Here is a 23,532-nt window from a genome sequence, read left to right on the forward strand (position 1 = left end):
CGCCGATAACCGTTGCACGCTTATACTTTTTCGATGTATCAATCATCGTCTCACAGTCTTTTATGTTACGAAACGCAATCACGCCTTCTTTGTCAGCACCAGGTAGCGGCAGCATAAACGGATTCGAGCCAGTCGCAAAAATGAGCTTGTCGTATGAACGTTTGATTCCGTTTTGACTCACGACCACTTGCTTCTCTGTATCTACATTGACAACTGGGTCCCCTGTTACAAGCTCAATTTGATTTTCCTCATACCAGCTGTACTCATTTAAGACGATATCATCAACGGTTGTATCTCCTTGAAGAACAGAAGATAGTAGAATTCGATTATAGTTCGGATGCGGTTCTTCACCAAAAATCGTAATGTCAAAACGGTCAGGATCGTTCTTTAGGATTTCTTCAATCGTACGTACACCGGCCATTCCATTTCCAATTAGTACTAGTTTTTGTCTCATAAATTCCACTCCCCTTTTTTGCATCTATATTTATTTCATTGAAGCTACTGATTTTCGAACAAGAACCTCTTTCTTTGCTGCTTTTTCCTTCACCCGTTGCGGACTTAGGAACCAATATAAACCACCAACAAAAACGGTCCCCCCAACAACATTTCCAATGGTTACAGGAATTAAATTGCCGACGTAACCTGCTAGCGTTACGGTATCCGGACTAGGATGGATTAACGCCAACCCTAATATCGCCATATTTGCAATGCTATGTTCATACCCTGAGACAATAAATGTAAGAAGAATCCACGTAATGATCATAATTTTAGCTGCATCATTTTGCGTTCTCATCGTGCACCAAATGGCTAGACATACAAGCCAATTACACAATACCCCTCGGAAAAATAACTCTGACGTACTTAAGCTCATCTTATTAGCCGCTACCGTCATTAAAAAGTGATCGTTGGAAATACCTGAGAAAACGCCTGAAAAGAAGATTAAAACGCAAAATAATGTAGCTCCCATAAAATTGCCAAAATAACACCAAACCCAATTTCTGATCGTTTCTTTCCACGTGGTTGCTCCAGATAACGTACTTACGGTAAAAAACATATTGTTGCCTGTAAACAGCTCTGCTCCCGCAAAAATAATTAACACTAACGCAACACCAAACGAGAGTCCTACTAACAACGAAGCCAACGGAGCTGATACTTCGGTAAATACTCCTCCTATTGTAAAACTTAGTACAACGGCCAATCCTATGTAGGCGCCTGCTAAACAAGCAGAAACTAAAAATCTTGGTAAACTTGCTTCTAACAACTCTCTTTTTCCTACCGCCATTCCATTAATTTTTTCTAATGTTTCTTTATACAACTGACTCTCTCCCCCTAACCTTTCTTTCTACAAATCAACTTCCCTATCAAAAGATACATTTTAAATACATGTTTTATCCTATATTATCAACTTTCATAATTGTTAAACCTTGTCAGTTTTCCTGACAAACTTTTCTGAAAAATAGTTTCATCTCCATAGAAAAAACAGGCCCCTAAAAGGAACCTGTTTATTTGTAATCTAGGAAAAATCCATTGAATTCTCTTTTTTCTGCTTAAATAGATTAACTAACCAGTTTGGAAATTTCTGCTTTGCTGCAGCTGTTTCCCGATACGCTTGAACAAATTCTTGAAAATGCATTTCGCGTTCTTCAAGCTTTTGTTGAATAAAAAGCTTCTCCTCTTCCTCACGGTGAATGTCTTGTCTCAATTGCGATAATTCATCTTTTGTACTTTCGGCGGTATCAACGATAATATGAGAGTAAGACTGAATCAAAGATTTCGTTTTATGATGACCTGCATTCATTTCATTTTTTAATTCTTTTTTCACCTCATCGATAAAATCTTTTTTCATCGTAGTAACCGTTTCTGTTAAATTTTGAAGTGTTTCATTTGTTTCCGTTTGCAACTCTAAAAGCGCCTCTACAAATTCATGATCTTGTGGTTGTGTATCCTCCGCTTGTTCTACACTCTCCACCTCAGAGCTGTTCATATCTAAAATAAACTTAACGTTCTCCTCGTTTATATTTTTATCTTTTAGTAGCTTAATTTTCTTCAGCATTTCTAGATCATGGTCCGTATACATTCTAGCTCCCGTTTTCGTCCTTTGTACGTAAAGAGCCTCAGGAAACATATTCTCCCACTCTCTTAATTTCCCTATTGAAATTTTTAAGCTCTTTGAAACCTCCTTGATCGTATACTTCGTTTGTTGATTTTGCATATGCTCACCTCATTTTTAATATGAAAATATCTTTGTATAGTTACATATTAGATACGTCCCTAACCTTTTTCCTCCTACCTGACAAAACTTCTAACAATAAGTCGTAATTCGGCGTAATTACGTAAAAAATGCAGGAATATTCCTGCATTTTTGACCATACTTATTAGTTGGTTTCGACCCAATCAGAATACGAACCACTTCCATTACAACCACCGCAATCATAATATGAATGTAATGTATACATCTCACTTCCTAACATAGTAAACCCTCTGCCCTGGCATTCTGGACATGTCCCTTGTGATTCAGCAAAAGCAATTCGCTTTTCTCTTTTTTTCTCAATCCAATCATCAAATACTTGCATGATTCCCATTAATTTCCTCACCTCAGAGATAACATCTCCTATTAGGGGAATATTATTCATCTTAAGCCATTTCTTTTGCTAGGAAATATGCTCAACTTGCTAGAAGGTAAGTAAAACATTTATTCCCCCTTAAAAAAGAAAAAGACCGCCATAAAGGCAGATCTTTTCCCAAATTGCTTATTTCTGAGCTTGTAGCTCATTAACTGATTGTTTTAATTCATGTTTGATCATCGCCTGTGCTGCTGCTAATCGAGCTAGCGGTACACGGTAAGGGGAACAACTTACATAATCCAGCCCTGTTTCATGACAAAATTCAATTGATTGTTTTTCTCCACCATGTTCCCCGCAAATTCCAGTTTTTAAAGTTGGCTTCGTTTTTCTCCCAAGCCTTACACCCGTTTCTACTAGTTTGCCGACCCCATTTTGGTCGAGAACTGTAAATGGATTTTCAGGTAGTACTTTGTTTTCAATATAAGATTGAAGGAACTTTCCTTCTGCGTCATCACGGCTATACCCAAACGTCGTCTGAGTTAAATCATTTGTACCAAAAGAGAAAAAGTCTGCTTCTTCAGCTATTTGATCTGCTGTTAAAGCTGCACGTGGTACCTCAATCATCGTACCAACAATATAGTCAAACTTCTGTCCAGTTTCTTGTTCAATTTGCTTGCCCGCATCGATGACTAGTTGACGCATTTCTTTTAATTCATTCACATGCCCTACTAATGGAATCATGATTTCAGGTTTTACATTCGTCCCTTTTTCTATTACTTTTGCAATTGCATAGAAAATTGCTTTTGCCTGCATTACATAAATTTCCGGATAGCTCATTCCTAATCGACAACCACGGTGTCCTAGCATAGGGTTAAATTCATCTAATTGGCGTACTTTTCGTAACAAAAATTCCTTCTCTTTTAATTCTTCAGATTCTGGATTCGTCATCTGAAGCTTTGTCACTTCCACAAGTAATTCTTCTTTATCTGGCAAAAATTCATGTAAAGGAGGATCTAATAGACGAATCGTTACCGGATGACCTTTCATCGCCTCAAAGATTCCTTCAAAATCTTCTTGTTGCATTGGCAATAACTTACTAAGAGCCACTTCACGTTGTTCATAACTGTCAGCAAGGATCATCTCTTGCACGATTGGAATACGAGTTGCATCCATAAACATATGCTCTGTGCGACATAATCCAATTCCACCAGCTCCAAATTCGACTGCTTTCCTTGCATCTTCTGGATTATCAGCATTGGCTCGGACCCCTAATTTTCTTTCTTCATCTGCCCACGTTAACAGTAATTGAAATTCATCAGAAAGCTGTGGTTCAATCATTGGAATTTCCCCTATAAATATCTCTCCTGTAGATCCATCAATCGTAATAACGTCGCCTTCATAAACAAACGTTTCGCCAACTTTAAATTTCTTTCCTTTTAAATCAATTGATACGGATTCACACCCACAAATACACGCTTTCCCCATTCCTCTCGCTACAACAGCAGCATGACTTGTCATTCCACCTCGGCTTGTCACGGTTGCTTGAGCTGCGACAATTCCATGAATATCATCAGGTGTTGTTTCTGGACGAACAAGGATGACCTTTTTCTCCTCTTTTGCTAATCGATCTGCATCATCAGCATCAAAAACGACTTGCCCTGTTGCCGCACCAGGTGACGCCGGAAGGCCTTTAGCTAATGCATTTCGTTCATACGATTCATCAATTCGTCGATGCAGAAGCTGATTTAATTGATCCGGATCAACTCGTAATAGAGCCTTCTTCTTACTAATAATTTGTTCTTCGACTAAATCAACAGCAATCTTTATCGCAGCTTGCGCTGTTCGCTTACCTGTTCTCGTTTGCAAAATGAACAATTGACCACGTTCGACTGTGAATTCAATGTCTTGCATGTCTTGATAATGACCTTCAAGAAGGTTACATGTTTCAACAAATTGTTGGTATACTTCTGGCATTTCATTTTGAAGAGTGACGATTGGCTGTGGCGTGCGAATACCAGCAACCACATCCTCACCTTGAGCATTAATTAAATATTCGCCATACAATTTTGCTTCCCCTGTAGAAGGATTTCGCGTAAATGCAACACCAGTACCTGAATCATCGCCCATGTTGCCAAATACCATGCTTTGAATATTGACAGCGGTTCCAAGATGTCCAGGAATTTTTTGCAATCGACGGTAGATAACAGCTCGTTGGTTGTTCCAAGAATCAAACACTGCACTTATTGATAGAAATAGTTGCTCTTTCGGATCTTCAGGAAAAGAACCTTTCGTATACTTCTTTACGATCTCTTTGTACCCTTTGATCACGTCTTTCCAATCTTCTGCTGTCATCTCAGGATCCGATTCATATCCTTTTTCTTCCCTTACTTCTTCTAACAATTGTTCAAAATAAAAACCGTCTACTTTCAACACAACATCACTGAACATTTGAATGAATCTACGGTAAGAGTCATAAGCAAACCTTGGATTATTCGTTAGCTTTGCCATTCCTTCAACAGTTTTATCATTCATCCCTAAATTTAACACCGTATCCATCATTCCCGGCATAGAATGTACAGCACCAGAACGTACGGAAACAAGCAATGGGTTCGATGCATCTCCTAGTTTTTTCCCAGTTCTTTCCTCCAGGTTGTGTAAAGCTTCTAATACTTGGTCTTCCATTTCCTTTGAGAAAGCTTTGCCAGCCTCATAATATGCATTACAAGCTTCTGTTGAAATCGTAAATCCAAATGGAACCGGCAAGCCAATTCGAGTCATCTCTGCTAAATTTGCTCCTTTTCCTCCTAATAGTTCCCTCTGGTCTCCTCTTCCTTGGTCGAACATGTAGACAAATTTATTCACGGTATCCTACCCCTCTCTTTTTTAACATAGCCAATAACAAATCTGCTGTTTCTTCTACTGCCTTATTTGAAACGTTAATAATGGGACATCCTATACGTTTCATAATTTTCTCCGCATAATCGAGTTCCTCTAAAATTCGATCTAGATCAGCATATTTTGCGACCCCTAATCCTAAATTCTTTAATCGTTCCTTGCGTATTTCATTTAATTTATCTGGTGTGATGACCAAACCAACACACTTATTTTTTGAAATTTGAAAAAGTTCTGGCGGTGGTGAAACCTCTGGAACCAATGGGACATTTGCTACTTTATATCGTTTATGAGCCAAATACATTGAGAGCGGCGTCTTCGATGTTCTAGATACACCAATTAATACGATATCTGCCCGCTGTATCCCACGTGCATCTTGCCCATCATCATATTTGACTGCAAATTCCACAGCTTCTACTCTTCGAAAATAGTTTGCATCCAGTTTTCTCATGAGTCTTGGCTGACGGTTTGGTTCCTTTTTGAACTTTTGTGTAAAAGCCTCCATTAGAGGATTCATTAGATCAACAGCTACGATTCCTTCCTCATTAGCCCTCTCTTGAAGGTAATTCTTTAAAGAGGGAATAACGAGTGTGTAAGCAATGATCGAATTGGTTTCTATAGATGCTCTAATTACTTTGTCTACATCTTGAATATCTTCTACATAAGAAACATGTTCAATTTCTACTTCTCCTCCGTTAAACTGTGAGGCAACAGCTCTCACCATCAATTCAGCGGTTTCCCCTACTGAATCTGAAACAACATAGACGACTTCCTTTGTCACATTCGATCCCCCTTTCATCCTGCTAGATTGTCTGCACTTTTCGCTGGCTGTGATTCACCAATAGGTGATTGGTTATGTACTATTTCTGAAGAACGTTTTTAGAAACTATCACTCTCTCGTCTATTTAACTCAATTCAAATGATAGTATTCTAATCAACAGCCTGAACATTTATGTCATACTAATTAGCGTATTAACCAAAATGTGTTATACACTAAATTAAATAGTATATTACCATTGATTTTCATTCGTTACAACCCCTTTTTGGGGTTAAAACGAAAATTGTTGTGACTTCAATTATAAATAGTGACGGTAATCACTCTTCGCTTCTTAAGCACTTTTTTCAATATGACATACTGTCAAAACTGGGGACAAGTACATTCTTAAATTCCGCTTCATACTCATTATTCTTGTCCAATTCGTTTCTACTAAACTTGAATATGATGGAATGGAAAAGCAATGAAGGGAGGGATTTTACATGGCTAATAAAAAAATCGAACCCCAAATCACAGTAGAACTAGCCAAAAAACTACTAAATGACAAAACAGCTTATTTGACAGATGAAGGCAGAAGACGTTTAGAAGAGATTGTTAGAAATGAAGAATATTACAACAACCAAATCATCAACTAAACTAGTTCTATTAAACTAGGTGAATGGACAAGACCAGAACAAATGAGTAGACAACTCGATCTTACACTTGATGACTTACAACCAGATTCTGTACGATTTTTATATAGATGTTGACTTACCATTCCTTACATTTCACTCACAAAAATTGACTAAGCTAAAGAAAGTTCTTGCCCAATGGACAAGAACCTTCTTTACCTTAAATGATCAAAATCGCAACAATCGCAGCAACAAATAACCCTGTCATTACCGGGAGAAAGTTTTGCCGAACGAGGTCCATTGGCTTAACCCCCGCGATCCCGGAATCAGCCGCTACACCAAATGCCCAGGCTGCCAACGTACCACCACCAGCAAAAATCGCAGCGACTTGACCTAATGATGCTAATACAGCGACATCCAATCCAGAACCACTTCCTAAACCAGCTGCCAGTGCCCCTACAATCGGTAAGCCTGAGAAGCCAGAGCCATCCATCCCTGAAAGAAGGGCAATGATGATCATACCGAATACGACGGTAATTTTACTTCCTTCTATATAATTGGCTAAAGAGGAGCCAAGGTCAAATAAAAATCCAGGCGCTCCATCTCCTAACACCGTTTCAGCGTGATCCGGATGCCCAAGTAAAAAAAACGCAGCAATAGGAATAATCGGAGCAAAGATTTTTATCGCAAAAAAGAATCCTTCTCGAATATAGGAAACAATGCCTTCAATAGCCTTTGATCCCTGAGTTAAAAAAGAAGCAAGCAATAATAGAACAACAGCTGTTCCACCAAGTAATCCAGTTGCCCCGTCTCCACGAATCGCTTCGTCTGGATGAAAAAATGCCCTATACATCATAAGGAAAACGATGGAAACTAGCACAAAAGGAACGAATATCGCGAGAAATTTTGCTTGTTTCGATGGCTTTGTTGGCACTTCACTTTTTCCTAGTTCCAACCCTTCTCCCGTTGGATTAGTCTCGAACTTTCCTTTCTTCATTCCTCTTTTAAGGCGTAGAAACGCAATACTAATAGCAATAAACCCAACTATGAATGAAAATAAAGCAGTGTATGGAAGGATCTCAAAAGACTCTAGTCCTGCAGACGATGCTGTCAACCTAGTAGCCCCTTGAATAACTAAGTCCCCAGACAATGCCATTCCATGCCCAAACAAGTTAATTGCAATCGCGGCTCCCATTGCTGGCAAACCCGATTTTATCGCAACAGGAATTAATACCGTACCAACAAGAGCGACAGCAGGCGTTGGCCAAAAGAATGTAGCCGCTAGATACATCGTACCACCAAGCACAAAGAACGCTGTTGTTGGATTGACCATCAACTTTTTCATCGGTGAAACCATTAACACATCTGCGCCTGAAGCCTGCATCGATTTTAGCATCGCAACCATTAACGCAATGACGAGCATAATATCGAACAATTCGGTTCCTGCATTCAAGAATCCAAAAAATACAACCTGGATGGAAGCAATTACTCCATCAACAAAACCTTTATCAGCATGATAAACGAGCCCCAGTATAAACGTCCCTACAATAGAAGGTAGTACTACATCTCGCTTAAACACCATGAACGTGAATATAGTGAAAATCACAAGAAGGAACACCCAGTGAGCAAAAGTAATCGAAACGGGTTCCATTGTAAGCTCCTTTCATCTTTTCTAAAATGAAGTGAACATACAAACACTATATGTAACCTGTAAGTGAGTGTGCCTATCTACCGTTTATAGGAGCCTCATTACCGTAACTTCCTTTTCACTTAGCAAGAACGCCAAAAATGAGGTCAGCTTTCGCTAACCTCATTTCGTTTATAACACAAATGTCACCATAATATAAAGCCCAGTCGTAATGCCCGCTGCGATTAAAGCTGGCTTTAATTTATACTTCGCATATTCCATAACAGAAAGCCCTAATATTTTAGCAATCGTATTCGTATCATCACTTAACGGAGAGGCAAATGCTCCAAACGAACCACTCGCAAAGACTGCACCAATAACAAGTGGAAGGGAAACATCCCCAACCATCGCAAGTGAAATTCCTAGAGGCATCAAAATCCCCCAAGTCCCCCATGCCGATCCAATAAAATAAGAAACTGCAGCCCCAAATACAAAAATAAGAGGAGCAATAAACATTTGCGGTATCCAACCAGAATGTGCTGTAACAAATGCCGAAAATCCTAAATCATCCGTAATGGAAGAGAGACCCCACACGATCGATAGTAACAAGATAACTGACATTAACTCGTTTCCACCATCAATAAACCCTCTAATAAGCTCCTCTAATTTAAATCGTTGAATAAGATAAAAGCCCATTGATAACAAAACGGTAATAAGGAGAGCGACGACCATGGCATCGAGAACATCAGCCTCAATAAACGCTTCTAGAAAGCCAAATCCTTGAACATGACCATCCCACCACGTTAAAAATAAAGTTAATCCAATAACCAAAACGAGTGGAAGGAGTAAATTCATAGGCTTAATCGGAAGTTCTTTTGATACAACAGGATGACAATCATGCCAATCGTCTTCCTCTTCAACCGTTTTCTCATCAATTTGCATCGGTGCCGTTGATTTTTTCTTCGAATGATGAAAAAAACTTAGATAAATTCCTAGAAGAATCGTAACGATCGAGAAGAAATTAAATGGGATGCTTTGAATAAATAATGAATACGGGTCCACTGTAAGCCCTTGGTTTTCTGTTGCAATTTGGATAATTGAAACCATATATCCTACAAATGCTGTTGCTACAGGAATTAAGACAATAACTGGAGTCGCCGTAGTTTCAATGACAAATCCAAGCTCCGCTGTTGTCATTTTTACCTTTTTAAGCAAAGCTCTCATAATAGGAGCAATCGTAACGAAACGAAATGTCGGTGCGGCAAACGTACCTATCGTAGACACATACGTTAGCATAAGGGCTTGTTTTCTTGTTTGTATTTTTTCCGCTGCCTTCTCAACAAATCCCCTTATTCCACCTGTCATTTTAATCATGCCGACTAGACCTGAGAAGGCATAAAGAAAGACAACAATCTTGATATTATTTGTGTCAATAAGGGCTTGTACTACATAGGTGAACATGGCTTGTATACCACCAAGAATCGTCGGTTCAAGGATATAGGAGCCAACCAACAAACCTAGGAAAAGGGCTGGTAACACTTGCTTCGTATAAATGGCTACAGGAATCACTACTAAAAATGGGACAATCGAGAGCCAGCTTGCTTCCATCTGCAATCACCCTTCTAAAAAAATTTTGCTCATAATTAGTTCCTATTTATAGTGTGATTGGATAAGATATTTATACTGTCAAATCAGATAACTAGATGAGCTTTGCGATAATCACCAGAAACATTATCATGATATAATTTTGTCACAAAAAAAATTACACGCTTAACAACATTTAGATTATACTGTACATACTAGAAAAGAATTGAACGAGAAAGGAACATTCACATGTCAAATGAAACTCCACGAAAAAAAATCAGCTTACAAGAAGCCATCAAACAACAACTTGAGAACAAAAAGAAGCAATCCATGACTAACAAACCTTCTAACAACCCATACGAATCAACAAAGAAAATGAAAAGCCAACAAACGAAAAAACAAAACAATCAAAGAAAAAGAACGGGTGTCTAACTTTAAATTCCACTTGAAATGAAACAAAGGCTGTTGCTGATAGGTCTATCAGCAACAGCCTTAAATTAGTTCTTTCACGTAAATACCTTTTAAATTTGAAAATCCCAAGGTCCGTCTTGAATTGGGTCTGCCTTCTCTATTCTAATGCCCTTTGATCTTAAAAGTTGTTCAAGCGGTAAATGATTCTCTTGTTCTTTATACTTTTGATCCCAGTTTACTTTATTGACCGTATCACGAATGGACCATTTCATACTTGCGAACAAAATCGTAATACCTTGATTTTGATAATAGTCTATCATTGCTTCTAGTGTATCAACGGAAACAGTATCGACATCGTTTACACCAGACATGTCAATAATGAGCCATTTCGTTTTGTCTCGTTCCTTAAGAAGGCTTTTCACTCTTTCTTCAATAACGGATATGTTAGCAAAATGAATGTTAGAATCAATTCGAATAATCGTGGCTTCATCAGATGTCACAGCTTCTGTATAGCGTTCAATATTACGGAACGTGTTCTCTTTTTTTACGTAACCTAACTCAACAATCGACGGTTCCGCACTCTTCTTCACCAAAAGAACGAGTGTAAATAACGCTCCAATAATAATCCCCCATTGAATCCCTACAAATAACGTAACGATAAAGGTTGCAACCCATACCCAACCTTCAAATCGTTTCACTTGAAACAAATGCTTCATTTCCTTAATATCAATCAATTTATAAACGGCAACAAGAATAATAGCAGCTAATACTGCGTTTGGTAAGTAATAAAACAACGACGTGAAAAAGAAGAGCGTAATGATGATTAGAGCTCCTGTTATAACAGATGTCATTTGAGTTGCTCCACCTGATTGATGATTAACCGCGGTCCTTGAAAAGCTCCCATTTACCGGAAATGATTGAAAGAACGACCCTACAATATTAGATAATCCCAAGGCGGTTAATTCTCGGTTTGGATTAATTTTGTATTTTTCCTCTTTCGCAACGGCTTTTCCAATCGCTAACGACTCCATAAACCCTAATAGTGCTATGATAAAAGCCATTGGCACAAGAACTTTAATTGTTTCTAAAGAAAAGGACGGTACTTGAAATTGCGGAAATCCTTGTGGAACATACCCTACAATTTGAACTCCTCTTTTCTCTAAATTCAAAACAAAAACCGTTAAAATCGACAATACGACAATAAGCAGAGCGCCCGGAAAACGAGGAGCTATCCTTTTAAGCACGATTAGCAATAAAATACTTATTACTCCAATGGTAATGGTGATGACGTTTATTTCATGTCCTTTTTCGACAATTGCAAAAAGAAGGTATTGTACTTGCAGGTGATTCCCAATTTGAATGCCTAAAATGTGCTTTACTTGGCTTAATCCAATTACAATGGCTGCAGCGGATGTATATCCGTTCATGACAGAGTGAGGGATAAATTTAACAATAAATCCTAACTTACTAATCCCAAGAAGAAGCTGGATAACTCCAACTGCCAAAGCTAACAAGATGACAAGAGAAATATATTCTCCTGACCCAGGTTCTGCTAAGATGGACACACCCGAAAAGACAAGCAATGAAGTTATGGCAACAGGTCCGATCGATAAATGTCTTGATGAAGCAAAAATAGCATAAATTAATAATGGAACTGTAGCCGCATATAATCCCATCACTGGTGGCAAACCCGCCAACATCGCATAAGCCATTCCCTGAGGAATGAGCATAACAAAAAGGGTAATTCCAGCAATAACATCTCTACTTAACAGACTTGGATGATAGATAGAGCGACCATTGTTCCCTTTTCTTTTTATATACATAGCTGTTTCCCCCGTAACGATAACTAAGTAGAGGAGTGACTGGTGCTCACCCTCTTTTTCTTCTTACTATCATACCATACTATTTTCGGTTCATATGAGTCCGGTTTTATTTTCTGTTTTCCTATACTTTGACAATATAAAAAATAAGTAGCACAAACCGAATTTGGTCTGTGCTACTTATTTTTTATATCTTCTTCATAATTTATTATTAATCAATAACTCTCCAGAATGCAGGTTTTACTCTGTAATTTTCATCAAATAAGAATGGTGCATCGATTCCAACACCACTAAACTGCTCTGCACGATCGTCTAACCATGTGTGGTTATCAGCAATACCCCAAAATGTTACACTGCTAATGTCATCTCCTAATTCTTCATAAAGCTCAAATAATTGGTTGTAGCGAACAGCTTGGTTTTCAAAATCATCTGCTGGAATATCAGCATATGTCTCATATGCATTATCTGGTGGCCAACCGTAAAGACTAACGTCCAGTTCGGTTACTTGATTGTCTAAACCTAACTCTGTAAACATATTAAAAGATTCTGTCATCTCGTCAAGAGTTGGCCACCCAATTTGAATATGTGCTTGATGTCCAACCCCGTCAATTGGAACCCCATCATTTACTAACTCTTCAACAAGGTTAAAAAGATGATCTCTTTTTGGTGTAACTTCTGTATTATAATCATTAATATAAAGCATCGCATCTTCTCCAGCATACTCTCTTGCCGTTTTGAAAGCGACTCTAATATATTCATCTCCAGTTAGTTGGTACCAAACTGATTCTCTAAGCCCTCTTTCATTTGGAGTCCCATCATCAATCGCTTCATTCACAACATCCCAAGAATCCACATCATCCTTGTAACGTTCAACTACTGTTTTTATATGAGTTTCCAAACGCTCTAATAAAAGGTCTTTATTTTCTTCACGTTTTTCAGGATCAGTTTCATCAACCATCGGATTTCCATCTTCATCTAAGAAAAACCAATCAGGTACTTGATTATGCCAAACTAGTGTATGAAAACGAAGATTCATATCATTTTCACGAGCAAACTCAACAATTTGGTCTGCTCCTTCCCAGTTCCACTGACCTTCCTCAGGTTGAAGAGAGATCGGCTTCATCGCATTCTCTGCCACTATGCTATTGTAATGATGCTTTAAAATCTTCCCTTGTCTTCCGTTTAATTGCCAAGGTTCAACGGCTGCACCAATATCGAAATCGCTTTCATATCTTTCAGCTAGAGGAGCGACTTGCCATGCATGAGGTTGCACGTTTTCATTTCCTTTTTGACCTTCTCCAAATACACCCTTATGTCCATTTCCTTGAGCAGCTACACTACCAATTCCGCCTGATAATACGAGAGATAAAGCCAGTCCTGCAATAATAGGTTTTCTAAGTACTTTTAGCATGTGAACAACTCCTTTTTCATAAGTAAATTTTTCATGAATACGAAAGTAGCTATTTAACCTCCTTATCAAGAATGAACGCCTGTAGAAAAAGTAAGGGCTTACAAATAAGTTTCAAAAATTTTGTTTACCTGCAAGCTTTCTAACTCGAACTCATTATAGCAACCTCAACTTAGTTCATCTACTGCACTAACAAAGTTTTTTCAAAATGATAGAATCGTATCGGTAGATATTTCCTTGTTTGTCAGAATAATTAACAAATTATATCAGCTAAAGACCTACAAATAAAAAAAGGGCCTCATCTAAAGTACCTATAAGTACTAATTTGAGACCCATCCATAAATTTGTTCAAATCATGTGAGATTCAATTACATCAAATTTCCTTTTCAAGTTAACTGTTGCTCGGCAAACTCTCTGTATAACGCGTGGGTTTCAATCAATTCTCTATGCGTCCCAATGCCTGTTACTTTCCCTTTTTCAATAAAGACAATTTTATCTGCATCAACAATCGTGGATAAACGATGAGCAATGACAAATGTCGTTCTTCCTTCCATCAGGCGAGTTAGTGCTTGCTGAACAACGCCTTCTGATTGACTATCGAGACTTGCAGTTGCCTCATCCATCATAAGAATTTTCGGATCGCGTAAAAACGCACGTGCAATGGCTATACGTTGGCGTTGTCCACCTGAGAGTTTCACCCCCCTCTCTCCTACCTTCGTATCCAATCCTTCTGAAAAAGAGTGAATAAATTGGTCAGCATAAGCCATTTTCGCAACATCCCACAATATTTCGTCTGTTATTTCTGTTTGAGTGTTTAGACCATAACATAAGTTTTCTCTAATCGTCCCAGCCATCATCGCACTTTCTTGAGAAACATACCCAATCTGTCTTCGCCAAGAAAACAGTGCAATTTCTTTGATAGGAGTACTACCAATTCGAATTTCCCCTGATGTAGGTTCATAAAATCGTTCTAGCAAACCAAACATCGTTGTTTTCCCACCACCACTCGGCCCTGCAAATGCAATCATTTCCCCAGGTTTAGCATCAAAGGAGATCTTTTCGAGTATCGGCTCATTCTCGTCATAGGAAAAGGAAACATTTGAAACATGGATAGCCAAATTCGAAATATCAAGCTCTTTCCCTTCATGCTCTTCTTCATCTGGCAATTGAAGAATATCAATGATTCTTTCTGTTGCTCCTTTTGCTTTTTGCATCTGAGTGAAAAATCTAGCAAACGATGTAAGTGGCATGATAATTTGAAACAAATAGAGAAGAAATGCAACGAGGGATCCTGTTGTCATCGTACCATTAGCTACTCTTATTCCTCCATATCCAATAATTAGGACAATGACGGCCATAACAGCAGTTTGCATGAGCGGTGCGATTAGAGCAAAAATACGCGCTTCTTTTAAACCATATTGCAATAATTTCTCGATCCCTGCAAATCCATTTCTTTCTTCTACTTTTTCTGCATTTGATGATTTCATTAAACGAATCTCACCCAATGTCTGCTGAATACTTCCAGAAAAAGTAGCTGTTTCATCTTGCAAACCTCGTGATAACTTGGCCATCCTTCGCCCTAAAGGAATCATAATGGCCACAGTAAAGGGAACAGATAATAACATCAATAAGGTCATTTTCCAATCCATAATGGAAAGGATCGTAACAGCTCCAACAATTGAGATGATCCCAGTTATAAACTGAGGAAAATGATCTGAAATCAACTGTCGAATAATACTTGTATCATTCACAACACGACTAACAGATTCTCCACTCGTTTGTTGATCAAAATAACTGACAGGCAAATGAAGCATTTTAACCCAAATGATTTCACGTAATCTAGCCACCACTTTTTGACCAACTGCTGTTAACAAGTACAAAGAAAGGCCATTAAGGACTGCTTGAATAATAAAAGCCACTCCTAGTAGAATCATTATGGTAACACTAAAGGCTTCAATAGAAAATCCGTCTACCAATTCTCTCGTAAGAATCGGAACAACAAGGCTTGCTAATGTGGTAATGATACTAGCAACTAGCCCTATAATTAATCCTGTTTTCGGGACATTCGTTGATAAAACAAGTTCCACAAATGGTTTCATCCCGCTATTCTTATCTTTCATCATGTTTTCTCCTTCTTACCCCTTTTACTCTGTAAAAGTCTCTTTCTCATCATACAAAACAAGTGCTTTAATTGAAAGTTTCTTACCTCCATGAATGTTATTCTTTACAACTTTTACTAAACAATCTTTTTCCACCTTAAAAAAGACAAATGAAGCTCCTACTTCATTTACCTTTTGATATTAACCTTTTATGAATTATGGACCTTTTCAACAAGCGACACAATGCAAAAAAGGTCAAGTAAGCTATAAGGCTTTACTGACCTTCTTCAAAATTAAATGGCCAATCGAAAGGCTTTTACAGTGACTCCATCATCAGCTGGCTCAAAATCATATTGGGGCAGACGCTCGAAACCTATTCTTTCGTATAACGCAAGAGCGCTTTTCATAAAGTCCGCCGTATGTAACCCTATTGCATGATACCCTTTCCCTTTTGTTCGTGCTATACATTCGTTAATTAGAGCTAATGCAACGCCTTTTCCACGAGCTTCTGGGGTCACTGCAAGGAGACGAATTTCAGAATAGTCGATTTCTCCAACTAATCCTTCATAAGCATCAGACTTTGGTGGAAATAAAGCAACACTTCCTACAATCTCCCCCTGTAGTTCTGCAACCATTAGTTCCACTCCTTCTTGAACATCAGCTTCAGAGGAAATAGCTTGTTTTAACGCTTTCCAATGTTCTTCTGAAATTGCTTGTGCATGCTCACTATATGCATTCATTCTTTGGTTACGAATGTAGTTTAATTCATTAGGCAACGCATTTCGTATATTCATTTTCTTCTCCTCCTATCTTAAAAATGGATCCACTTGACTACTTAATTTCTCACGGTTGTGCAGGGATTCAAACAACATTAGATCAGGACCTTTTGGGAGAATTTTCACATCACCATTGTTCTGAAAAATGGTGATGGAAAGATGATAGTGCATTTTAATAGCATCAAAATCAGTTGTTTCTCCAAAACCAGGAGTTTGATATAAATCACGAAGGTATCCCCATAAATGCTCATATTCTCGAATGAGATTACGGTTAGTTTTAAAGCCATTATAATAAGCTACATCGAACCGAATTAGCGTTGCATAGAGACGAATATCAGAATCGGTAATAAAATCACCGAATAAGAATCGTCTTGTTGCTAGACGTTTCTCTAAATCGTCTAATCTCGCAAACAACGTATCATAAGCTTCTTCGTACGCATCTTGAGAACGAGCAAACCCACATTTGTAAACGCCATTATTAACCTCGTGAAAAATCACATCATTTAATTCGTCTATCTCCTTACGCAAATACTCAGGATAAAGTTCTGGAGCTTGCTCTTTATGATAGGGGGCCCACACCGTTTCTAGATAATTGGTTAGTTTAAAATAATCATTGTTAACAGCTTGTTTGTTTGTAAGATCTACGATGACGGGTACAGTTGGTCTTCCCTCATAAGTTGGATCAGCCTGCTTGTACACTTCACTCATATATTTGATTCCTAAGACAGGATCAACACCATCTGGATCTAACGAAAATTCCCAATCAACCTCTTCAATTTGGGGGCGCATTGGACTAGCTGTCCCTATACTAATTACTTCCTCAAGACCGAGAATGTGACGAACGATAACTGAACGATGGGCCCATGGACATGCAGGTGACCAAAGAAGACGATATCGATCTTTCTCAATAGGCAACTCACCTGGTTGGTCTCCAAATGGGGTAGTGAAGCGATTTATTTGACGCTGAAAAGATCCATCTTTGTTAAATTCCTTGGTCATATTAGTTGAATCCTTTGCACTAGTACTAAAGTCAATCTGATAACTGTCTTGATGATTATTCCTAGCCATAAAATCATCCTTCCAACCATTTACTTCAATATACCATTCAATATTCCTAATATACAGAAAATAGACTTCACTTATCAACAAGATCAACCTTCTAATTTTTCAGCTTATAGATGTAACATACTCAAAGAGAGACCTCTAATTATTATTAATTAAAGGTCTCTTACTTTTATTACTTAATAGTGAATTGAGATAGTGTCTCATTTAACTCTTCCGTTAGTTCACGCAGAGATTGAATTTTCTCGACAACATTGCCAATCGAATACAATTGTTCATTTGTAGAGGCTGAAATTTCTTCACTACCCGCCGCTGTTTGCTCAACGACTGAACTTATATTTTCAACATTACTAAGAACATGTTCATTAAATTTCTTTGAATGATCTACACCAGTTACCAGTTCTGTAAGTACACCTGAAACATCACGTACTTTTTCTTCCATCTGTTCAAATGTTCCTAAAGTTACGTTCATGTGATGACTTTGTTCTTTAGAAATTCTCACACCTTTTTCAACAGATACTGTAATCGTTTCTAATCCTTCTTTAATTAGCTTCACCATCTCAAAAATATGTTTTGTTGCTTCTGTGGATTCATCTGCCAACTTTCTCACTTCATCGGCAACAACAGCAAATCCTTTTCCTGCTTCGCCTGCTCGAGCAGCTTCAATAGCTGCATTTAAGGAAAGGAGATTTGTCTGTTGAGCAATGTTAGAAACTGTATGGGCCATGTCTTCAATTTTGGTGGCATAATTAGTGAATCTTTCTGTTGCTTGCTCAATTGATTGAGTCGCTTCTATATTTTCTGTTAGTAATAATTGTTGTTCATCAATTACATTTCGACCATTTCCAATTGCTGTGCTTGTCTCTTCCATATAGGAAACGGACTGTTGAGCTCTCTCAACATTCGTTGCAAACCCTTGATCCATCTGTTCAATTAACTCTACCGAACTTTGCAATTCTTCAGAGATGGTCTGAGATCCTTTTGACAGTTCGTCAGTTGAAACGGCAATCTGCTGACTCGCTTCCGACAACTGTTGGTTTTCTCGTTTTAACTCTTTTGTAAACAAATCAACCTTTTGGCTTGCAGATCCAACCGAGGTTAATAATGTTCTCAATTGCTCTACCATCTTTGTGAATGATTCATTGAGTAGTCCTAATTCATCTTTATGACTGTATTTGACTTTGTCCACAGTTAGATCGCCAGAGGCAATTTTTTGTGCATTTGTTGTTAATTCTTTTAAAGGGTTCGTAATACTGTTAACCATACGTATAAGAATAAAGGAAGATACTAAAACAAGAACAATGCTTCCAATAATTGCGAATGTAATAACAAATTCAATTTGTACTCTTGTTGTTTCCTGAAGATAGTCATAATGCGATGTTGCGTGTAAATTCAACAAATATAAATCATTTGAAATTCCTTGAGTTCGAACAGCTTGACGCTTCACTTCTGCAAGATTTTCTTCAACTAATGCTTGTTCAGCACCTTGCTTCAAATCATTAAATTTAGAGTAAGCTATTTCAAACGACTTCCTGCCTTCATTATGGGTTAATAAAGAATCGACTTTATTAAATAGCTCACCAACAAGTTGAATTTCTGTTAACGCTTCTTGTTTATTGCTTTCCGTATTATTATTTGCATAATTGTTCATGCTTTGCATAGCTATCTTCATCTCTGCATTCAATTCATGAACAGCAATTAATACATCAACATTATCCTGATTAGATGCTTGTATGGACAACATCCTTGTAATGATGAATCCTATCATAAAAATTGATAATATTAGTGCTAATAATGAATGAAAAAGTATTTTTCTTTTAATAGACATCGGGTTTCCTCCTGTTGCAATTCCTTATTAGTTACTGAAATTGTACTTCTCCTTGTAATATCGCTTCCTCCGCCTCTTTCAACCTTCTCTCTTGTTCAGTAGAAAGGTGAACGATTCTAATCGGAGCCAAACCGACACCACTTTCAGCAAACCCTAGCTCTATGTGTTTCGTTGCCAACTGCTCGGTTTCTTGTATTTCTTTTACGGTATCATACAAAGCAATATCAACATTTTTCAACATTGACGTTACAATAGCTTCTTCAGCGTAATAAAATTGATCACTATCTACTCCAATGGCATAAATTCCATTTTGTTCGGCCTCTCTTAGTGCACCCACACCAGTAAAGCCAGCAGCCGAATACAAAACATCACTATTTTGTTCAATCATGTCTCTCGCTATTTCTGCGCCCAATACATCATTCCCAAAATCACCTGCGTATTGAATTAGGACTTCTATTTCAGAGTCTACTGATGTTGCCCCTTGGACAAATCCATTAGCAAACTTCTGAATGAGAGGAACATTATCGCCGCCAATAAAACCGATCGTCTTCGTTTCACTTGTTAAAGCAGCAATTACTCCTGCTAAATAGCTACCTTCGTCTTCCTTAAAAGTAAGTTGAAATTATATTTTCTACCTCTGATACAGCATCTACAAGTAGAAATAATTGATCTGGATATTGCCCGGCTACCTTTTCAAGCTCATCTTGAACCATAAATCCAAGACCAACAATGAGATCGTGATCCGCTTCTACTAACTCAATTAATCCATGTTCATACGTCTTTGTATCTTGTAATTCCCGGTAATCAAAGATAATTCCTAATTCATCTCGAGCTCTAACTAATCCATGAAACGCAGCGTCACTAAAAGATTGGTCACCAAGTCCGACGTCTGACAACATAATACCAATTTTCGTTTTTGTTTCAATTGGGTTGGTCTCTTCCAAATTGCAGCCACTTAAAAGTGTTGCTACTAATAAAGAAAATGCTAAATTAAAAATGTTGATTTTCAAGATGTTTATTCCCTCCATAAATGTCAAGCATCTCATTACTATATCAGAATTAGACATTTTTACCCACTACTTTTTCTACATTTTTCGTCATTTTTCAACCTCGACATGAGCCCAATGTATAAATAAACAGGACATTAGCCCACCCGTTTCTAATGCTTTAACATAGGTATATGGTGTAGTCACTCAAAAAGGAGGAATTCTTCATGAGTCACGTTACAGGAACTAGCTTTACTTTACTTGTTGTGTTGTTTATCCTACTTGTCATTGTAGGGTCTGCGTATACATTTTAATAGTAAGGCAAGGGAACTGCTTCCCTTGCCTTTTATCGATCGTTCATAAAGTTTAACAAGCTGTTTATTTAGCTGAATAGGGATCATTAGATACAACGAACATACAAAGGGAGGTAATCTTCCTAACTTCCGCCCATACCAATTTGAGTGGATCAACATATTCTTAAAGGAAGGAAAAAAAGACCTAAAAAAGGAGGGGGAACAATGACTGGTGCAGGTTATGGAAAAGGATTGGTCCTACCGCTTGTAATCCTCTTTTTTATTATTGGAATGGTGCTTTTTGCTGCGACGAATTAGACTCATATTCTAAAAGTCATACTTAAGGATGACTTTTTTATTTATTCTTTTTTATCCGCGTTTCTACAATTCATCTCATTGGTCAAATTCACTTTTACTAGCTATACTAATAATGAAATGAAGAAAAGTTGGAGGGATTCCTATGTTATCCATTGAAATGTGGACAGATTTCGCTTGACCATTTTGCTATATTGGCAAAAAGCGTCTGGAGGACGCTATTCAGCAAATCAATCATCCAGTAAAAGTAGACTATCGTTGTTTTGAATTAGACCCTAATGCGAAACTCGATGTCGATTACAACATATACGAGAAGTTAGCTTCAAAGTATGGAATGAGCTTAGAGCAAGCAAAAGCAAATTGTCAAAACATGGAGCAGACAGCAAAAGAAGTTGGACTTGTTTTCAATTTCGAGTCGCAAATATTAACAAATACATTTGATGCTCACCGGTTGGTTATGTTTGCAAAAACGAAAGGGCTTATGCATGAAATGACAGATCGAATTTTACGCGCCCATTATACAGAGTCCAAACATATTGGAGATCATGAAACATTAGCTAACTTAGGGGAAGAAGTGGGCCTTGATCGAGAGTTAGTGGCGAGTTTGCTTGCTACTAATGAGTTTAGTGACATTGTTCGTCAAGATGAACAGGAAGCTACTCAATATGGAATTAGAAGCATACCGTTTTTCCTCATTAATAAAAAATATGCCATTACTGGTGCACAATCAACTGAAATTTTGATTCAATCGTTACAGCAAATTATTACGCAAGATGGCCTTATAGAAGAAAATCAACCTGGAATAGCTTGTGATGAAGACGGGTGTGAGATTCCTAAGGATTAATTAGGAGCAAATCCATAACCTTTTAATAAGATCGAGTGTATCACACTCGATCTTTTACTTTTTTTACCCCTCTATCCGTCCTTTAATCTCTGCCTTGATGTTTTTTATAATCGACATTTTGTTATCCCAACACTTCTGGCTCAAATCTACAGGATATTCTTCGGGATTTAATGTTCGTGTATACTCTTCCCAAAGCACATTTACATTTTCTGCGGCAAATTGCTGGATCGAATAAATATCTGGGCTCTTATATACCAATTCACCCTCGACAAAAATGTCTGTTAACAGTTCCCTTGCTTCAAAGTCAGAAACAAACTTACTTATAAAGGTGTGCGTTGGATGAAACATTTTTAACCGTTCTTCTTTTTGTGGCTCTTCTTCTTTTAGAGCAATATAGTCCCCTTCTGATTTTCCGTTCTTGTTATTAATAATGCGGTACACACGTTTTTGCCCTGGTGTTGTCACTTTCTCTGGGTTGGAAGAAATCTTAATTGTATCAACCATCTTACCTTGGTCGTCTTCAATCGCCACAATTTTGTATACCGCACCAAGAGCAGGCTGGTCAAAAGCTGTAATTAATTTTGTTCCAATTCCCCATACATCAATTTTGGCACCTTGTGCTTTTAAACTTAAGATGGTTTGTTCGTCTAAATCACTTGACGCCACAATTTGAGTGGACTCAAAACCTGCCTCATCAAGCAGTTCTCTCGTTTTTTTTGATAAATAAGCCATATCACCGCCATCTAATCGAATTCCTTTAAAGTCAACTTGTCCCTTAAACTCCTTTGCAACCCGAATTGCAGCTGGTACTCCAGACCGAAGAACATCATACGTGTCAACAAGGGGAATGAACACTTTATTTCCACGTTTCATACAGCTTTCAGCGTATTTTTTCATCGCAATATAATCACTTTTATATACTTGTATCATCGAATGAGCATGTGTACCCGATACGGGAATTCCAAATTTTTTGCCAGCTCTTACATTGCTTGTTGAATCAAAACCGGCAATAAAAGCAGCCCTTGTTCCCCAAATTGCAGCATCCATTTCCTGTGCTCGACGAGATCCGAATTCCAATGCTTTCTCATTCCCTATTACTTGCTTAATTCTCGATGCTTTTGTCGCAATCAAAGTTTGATAATTCACAATGTTTAATAACGCTGTTTCAATCAATTGTGCTTCAGCTAACGTTGACTCGACTTGAAGAATTGGCTCATTACCAAATACCAATTCCCCTTCTCTCATTGAGCGAATTGTGCCCGTAAACCGAATCGTTTTCAAGTAAGATAAAAACTCTTCCTCGTAACCTACAGCGTTACGTAAATACTCAATATCACTTTCTGTAAAACGAAATTCTTTTATATATTCAATGATTCTCTCTAATCCCGCAAAAACTCCGTATCCATTACCGAATGGCATTTTACGAAAATACAATTCAAAGACCGCTTTCCTGTTATGCATATTGTCATGCCAATAGGTTTCAGTCATATTTATTTGGTACGCATCCGTATGTAAGGCTAAACTATCATCGTTGTAGTTTTTCATAAGTACATCCTCCTACTACTTATCTCTTTTATAAGTATCACCTTAATGATCCATTTTTAAAAAGTAAAGCAACTCTTACTTCAATCACTAAA

21 protein-coding genes are annotated in these 23,532 nt (G+C 37.8%); 4 read left to right on the forward strand and 17 right to left on the reverse strand.

Annotated features, from left to right (window positions below):
• The 6 genes from N0O92_RS05330 to N0O92_RS05355 all read right to left on the reverse strand — a co-directional run.
• The coding region (locus tag N0O92_RS05330; protein WP_315613626.1) for an NAD(P)/FAD-dependent oxidoreductase at nt 1–454 on the reverse strand (454 nt) is incomplete at its 3' end.
• 30 nt (nt 455–484) lie between these two features.
• The gene (locus N0O92_RS05335) at nt 485–1,315 is read right to left on the reverse strand and encodes a formate/nitrite transporter family protein (RefSeq protein ID WP_315613627.1); all 831 of its coding nucleotides are present in this window, start codon (nt 1,313–1,315) and stop codon (nt 485–487) included.
• A 198-nt stretch (nt 1,316–1,513) separates the two neighbouring features.
• Nucleotides 1,514–2,212, reverse strand: a complete 699-nt coding sequence (locus tag N0O92_RS05340) for a MerR family transcriptional regulator (protein WP_315613628.1) — start codon at nt 2,210–2,212, stop codon at nt 1,514–1,516.
• Between the two features lie 163 nt (nt 2,213–2,375).
• A complete protein-coding gene (locus N0O92_RS05345; protein ID WP_315613629.1) occupies nt 2,376–2,582 on the reverse strand; it encodes a methionine aminopeptidase in 207 nt (68 codons plus the stop codon).
• Nucleotides 2,583–2,750: 168 nt separating this feature from the next.
• Complete coding sequence (ppdK, locus tag N0O92_RS05350) at nt 2,751–5,426, reverse strand: pyruvate, phosphate dikinase (protein WP_315613630.1); 2,676 nt, start codon at nt 5,424–5,426, stop codon at nt 2,751–2,753.
• Nucleotides 5,419–6,255, reverse strand: coding sequence for a pyruvate, water dikinase regulatory protein (locus N0O92_RS05355; RefSeq protein WP_396334470.1), 837 nt, complete (start codon nt 6,253–6,255; stop codon nt 5,419–5,421). The genes ppdK and N0O92_RS05355 overlap by 8 nt, the downstream gene beginning before the upstream one ends.
• A 458-nt stretch (nt 6,256–6,713) precedes the next feature.
• Between N0O92_RS05355 and N0O92_RS05360 the strand changes: the two genes are divergently transcribed.
• Complete coding sequence (locus N0O92_RS05360) at nt 6,714–6,866, forward strand: hypothetical protein (RefSeq protein WP_315613632.1); 153 nt, start codon at nt 6,714–6,716, stop codon at nt 6,864–6,866.
• 196 nt (nt 6,867–7,062) lie between these two features.
• On the opposite strand, the gene N0O92_RS05365 is transcribed toward N0O92_RS05360, so the two are convergent.
• Together N0O92_RS05365 and N0O92_RS05370 are read right to left on the reverse strand one after the other, a co-directional pair.
• Complete coding sequence (locus N0O92_RS05365) at nt 7,063–8,493, reverse strand: hypothetical protein (RefSeq protein ID WP_315613633.1); 1,431 nt, start codon at nt 8,491–8,493, stop codon at nt 7,063–7,065.
• A 168-nt stretch (nt 8,494–8,661) separates the two neighbouring features.
• Nucleotides 8,662–10,077, reverse strand: a complete 1,416-nt coding sequence (locus N0O92_RS05370) for a Na+/H+ antiporter NhaC family protein (protein WP_315613634.1) — start codon at nt 10,075–10,077, stop codon at nt 8,662–8,664.
• Nucleotides 10,078–10,302: 225 nt separating this feature from the next.
• On the opposite strand from N0O92_RS05370, the gene N0O92_RS05375 reads away from it, so the two are divergent.
• Complete coding sequence (locus tag N0O92_RS05375; RefSeq protein ID WP_315613635.1) at nt 10,303–10,485, forward strand: hypothetical protein; 183 nt, start codon at nt 10,303–10,305, stop codon at nt 10,483–10,485.
• Nucleotides 10,486–10,574: 89 nt separating this feature from the next.
• Here the strand turns inward: N0O92_RS05375 and N0O92_RS05380 are convergent, their stop codons facing one another.
• The 8 genes from N0O92_RS05380 to N0O92_RS05415 form a co-directional block, all read right to left on the reverse strand.
• Complete coding sequence (locus N0O92_RS05380) at nt 10,575–12,287, reverse strand: SulP family inorganic anion transporter (protein ID WP_315613636.1); 1,713 nt, start codon at nt 12,285–12,287, stop codon at nt 10,575–10,577.
• A 208-nt stretch (nt 12,288–12,495) separates the two neighbouring features.
• Nucleotides 12,496–13,695, reverse strand: coding sequence for an endo-1,4-beta-xylanase (locus tag N0O92_RS05385; protein ID WP_315613637.1), 1,200 nt, complete (start codon nt 13,693–13,695; stop codon nt 12,496–12,498).
• A gap of 383 nt (nt 13,696–14,078) precedes the next feature.
• On the reverse strand, nt 14,079–15,812 hold the full coding sequence (locus N0O92_RS05390; protein WP_315613638.1) for an ABC transporter ATP-binding protein: 1,734 nt from the start codon (nt 15,810–15,812) through the stop codon (nt 14,079–14,081).
• A gap of 272 nt (nt 15,813–16,084) precedes the next feature.
• Entirely contained in the window at nt 16,085–16,585 is a 501-nt protein-coding gene (locus N0O92_RS05395; RefSeq protein WP_315613639.1) for a GNAT family N-acetyltransferase, read from the reverse strand.
• Between the two features lie 12 nt (nt 16,586–16,597).
• Nucleotides 16,598–17,566 carry a glutathione S-transferase family protein gene (locus tag N0O92_RS05400; protein WP_315613852.1) on the reverse strand — a complete coding sequence of 323 codons (969 nt, stop codon included), beginning with the start codon at nt 17,564–17,566 and terminating at the stop codon, nt 16,598–16,600.
• A 238-nt stretch (nt 17,567–17,804) separates the two neighbouring features.
• Nucleotides 17,805–19,457 (reverse strand): methyl-accepting chemotaxis protein, encoded by a 1,653-nt coding sequence (locus N0O92_RS05405; RefSeq protein WP_315613640.1) that lies wholly within the window; start codon nt 19,455–19,457, stop codon nt 17,805–17,807.
• 31 nt (nt 19,458–19,488) lie between these two features.
• A complete protein-coding gene (locus N0O92_RS05410; protein ID WP_315613853.1) occupies nt 19,489–20,031 on the reverse strand; it encodes a BMP family lipoprotein in 543 nt (180 codons plus the stop codon).
• 31 nt (nt 20,032–20,062) lie between these two features.
• Nucleotides 20,063–20,467, reverse strand: a complete 405-nt coding sequence (locus tag N0O92_RS05415; RefSeq protein WP_315613641.1) for a BMP family ABC transporter substrate-binding protein — start codon at nt 20,465–20,467, stop codon at nt 20,063–20,065.
• A gap of 203 nt (nt 20,468–20,670) precedes the next feature.
• On the opposite strand from N0O92_RS05415, the gene N0O92_RS05420 reads away from it, so the two are divergent.
• Both N0O92_RS05420 and N0O92_RS05425 read left to right on the forward strand, forming a co-directional pair.
• On the forward strand, nt 20,671–20,757 hold the full coding sequence (locus tag N0O92_RS05420) for a YjcZ family sporulation protein (RefSeq protein ID WP_315613854.1): 87 nt from the start codon (nt 20,671–20,673) through the stop codon (nt 20,755–20,757).
• A 487-nt stretch (nt 20,758–21,244) separates the two neighbouring features.
• Nucleotides 21,245–21,895 (forward strand): DsbA family oxidoreductase, encoded by a 651-nt coding sequence (locus tag N0O92_RS05425; RefSeq protein WP_315613855.1) that lies wholly within the window; start codon nt 21,245–21,247, stop codon nt 21,893–21,895.
• A gap of 63 nt (nt 21,896–21,958) precedes the next feature.
• Here the strand turns inward: N0O92_RS05425 and N0O92_RS05430 are convergent, their stop codons facing one another.
• On the reverse strand, nt 21,959–23,440 hold the full coding sequence (locus N0O92_RS05430; protein ID WP_315613642.1) for a nicotinate phosphoribosyltransferase: 1,482 nt from the start codon (nt 23,438–23,440) through the stop codon (nt 21,959–21,961).
• Nucleotides 23,441–23,532 lie beyond the last annotated feature (92 nt).

The organism is Alkalihalobacillus sp. MEB130 (genome assembly GCF_032335535.1).
Lineage (GTDB): Bacteria > Bacillota > Bacilli > Bacillales > Bacillaceae_D > Halalkalibacter.

Coding starts and splice junctions, on each gene's coding strand:
- N0O92_RS05345 (WP_315613629.1), bottom strand. CDS start 2,582: ATGGGAATCATGCAAGTATTTGATGATTGGATTGAGAAAAAAAGAGAA.
- N0O92_RS05380 (WP_315613636.1), bottom strand. CDS start 12,287: ATGTATATAAAAAGAAAAGGGAACAATGGTCGCTCTATCTATCATCCA.
- N0O92_RS05340 (WP_315613628.1), bottom strand. CDS start 2,212: ATGCAAAATCAACAAACGAAGTATACGATCAAGGAGGTTTCAAAGAGC.
- N0O92_RS05385 (WP_315613637.1), bottom strand. CDS start 13,695: ATGCTAAAAGTACTTAGAAAACCTATTATTGCAGGACTGGCTTTATCT.
- N0O92_RS05390 (WP_315613638.1), bottom strand. CDS start 15,812: ATGAAAGATAAGAATAGCGGGATGAAACCATTTGTGGAACTTGTTTTA.
- N0O92_RS05355 (WP_396334470.1), bottom strand. CDS start 6,255: ATGAAAGGGGGATCGAATGTGACAAAGGAAGTCGTCTATGTTGTTTCA.
- N0O92_RS05360 (WP_315613632.1), top strand. CDS start 6,714: ATGGCTAATAAAAAAATCGAACCCCAAATCACAGTAGAACTAGCCAAA.
- N0O92_RS05370 (WP_315613634.1), bottom strand. CDS start 10,077: ATGGAAGCAAGCTGGCTCTCGATTGTCCCATTTTTAGTAGTGATTCCT.
- N0O92_RS05365 (WP_315613633.1), bottom strand. CDS start 8,493: ATGGAACCCGTTTCGATTACTTTTGCTCACTGGGTGTTCCTTCTTGTG.
- N0O92_RS05395 (WP_315613639.1), bottom strand. CDS start 16,585: ATGAATATACGAAATGCGTTGCCTAATGAATTAAACTACATTCGTAAC.
- N0O92_RS05405 (WP_315613640.1), bottom strand. CDS start 19,457: ATGTCTATTAAAAGAAAAATACTTTTTCATTCATTATTAGCACTAATA.
- N0O92_RS05430 (WP_315613642.1), bottom strand. CDS start 23,440: ATGAAAAACTACAACGATGATAGTTTAGCCTTACATACGGATGCGTAC.
- N0O92_RS05400 (WP_315613852.1), bottom strand. CDS start 17,566: ATGACCAAGGAATTTAACAAAGATGGATCTTTTCAGCGTCAAATAAAT.
- N0O92_RS05420 (WP_315613854.1), top strand. CDS start 20,671: ATGAGTCACGTTACAGGAACTAGCTTTACTTTACTTGTTGTGTTGTTT.
- N0O92_RS05375 (WP_315613635.1), top strand. CDS start 10,303: ATGTCAAATGAAACTCCACGAAAAAAAATCAGCTTACAAGAAGCCATC.